The 1696-nt window shown below is 56.1% G+C and carries 1 protein-coding gene; it reads right to left on the bottom strand.

Features of this window, described 5'->3' with window-relative positions:
• Positions 1 to 36: 36 nt before the first annotated feature.
• Positions 37 to 1365 carry an IS110 family transposase gene (locus ABI582_RS28580; protein WP_338745177.1) on the bottom strand — a complete coding sequence of 443 codons (1329 nt, stop codon included), beginning with the start codon at positions 1363 to 1365 and terminating at the stop codon, positions 37 to 39.
• Positions 1366 to 1696: the final 331 nt, after the last annotated feature.

The following is a 1696-nucleotide window of genomic DNA, read 5'->3' as shown; positions in this document are numbered from 1 at the left end:
TCATCAAACAAAATGCAACCCATTGATTTTCAACCTTCAGGCAGCCACGAGTTGATACCCCAGTTTCCGGGCTTTGCGAAGCAAAGCCCGGACCTGCCGGTCCTGGCTTCTGGTTTCGAACTCTTCAAGACCTTGTTCAACATAAGCCTGTTTCTTGGTTAACAGGTTGTACACCAGACGTGCCAACTGATGCGCAGTGGCTTTGATCGCACAGCTGGTATCCATTCGAGTCAGCCTGGCTCGGTGCGATGCGCCAATGAAGCCCTTGTCGTTACGAGCATTGGATGCGGCTTGCTTGAGTGCTTGAGCTGCCCGATTGACTATCTTGGGCCCGCCACCTGCCAGTCGATGACCGCCGGAAATTCGGGTAGGGGGAGCCAGTCCCAACCAAGAGCAGAAGTGCTGTGAGGACGGGAAGCGTGATAGATCTGTACCGATCTCCCCTGCCAGCACTAACGCAGTGTCCACTCCAATGGTCGGAATTGCGGTTAGGTCCACGCCAAGAACCTTCCACAATGTCTGATGCAATTCAGTCTGCTGGGCGCCGCTTCGGTGTGGGCTTCGTAAAGGCTTATTGGATGGCTCTGGCTTGGTTTGCAGCACTGGCAGCTGCTCTAACGCGGTTTTTATGGCGTCGTCACAATCAGCAATTTGCTGCTCAAGGAAGTCATAGGCAGCCAATTCCTGAGTTAGCGCATGCAAATGCTCGCATCGCCAATTGCCATGAAGACTCCGAGCGACAGCCTCCTTGCCTGCCTTGATGCGGCGGTCGGTCAGTTCAGCCAGTTGCACTGGGTCCCGTTCCCCTGCGCAGATGGCTCGCAAAATCCTCATGCCAGTTACGCCGGAAATGTCACTGATGACATTGGCCAGCTGGATGTTCATTTGGCTCATGGCCTTCTGCATCCGGTTCAGCGTCTGCGCCTGATCTTTCACTTTGGAAGCCCGCTGCCTGACCAGTGAGCGGACACAGCAGGTCAGATCATCGGGGCGGAATGCGCCTCTGAGCAGTCCATGAGTCATCAGTTGCCAGATCCATTGGCAGTCCAGAACATCGGATTTGCGCCCGGTGATCTGTCGTGTGGCCCGAGCATTGACGAGGTAAACCTCGAAACCGCGCTCGCTGAGAATCTCGTAAATGGGGATCCAGTAAACGCCAGTGGACTCCATGGCTACGACCTTGATCGCCAGACTTTGGAGCCAATCGGCCAACTTGTACAAGTCGTCGGTAAAGGATGTGAAGGACTGGACTGCGTTGTCGTGTCGAGGGTCGACCGCGACAAAATGCTCTCGGCCACCTACGTCGATCGCAGCGCAATCGGGATGAACGACGGTAAAGCGTTGCTTGGAAGGCTTGCGCGCCATGATGAATCCTCGCAGGATAAAGGGCGCGCGGGGCACACGGTGGCGAAAGGGTTCACTCTCTCATACGTGGTCACAGCTGGTTCAGCTGATGCCTACAGGGACTTCACGCCGATACCGTGCGGATCACTCTCCTACGCGGGTGTGCGCACACACACCAGTGCTGGCTACGATCTCTGTCCCGCGCACACGAACCCTAACAAAGCAAAAGGCGGCTGGCCCTACCGGGCCAGCCGCCTTTTCTTTTTCAACATGTCAGCGCCACTGTAGATCTGAAGCCGTACATCTCATGTTTGCTGCGCGACAGCGCAGCCCGGAAGGGCTGGGTGATCTC

The sequence above is a fragment of the Pseudomonas sp. SAS7 genome, assembly GCF_052112345.1.
In the GTDB taxonomy this organism is placed as follows: Bacteria; Pseudomonadota; Gammaproteobacteria; order Pseudomonadales; family Pseudomonadaceae; genus Aquipseudomonas; species Aquipseudomonas putida_Q.
Note: the sequence above shows the minus strand (reverse complement) of the source record. Positions and strands in the feature narration are given on the sequence as shown.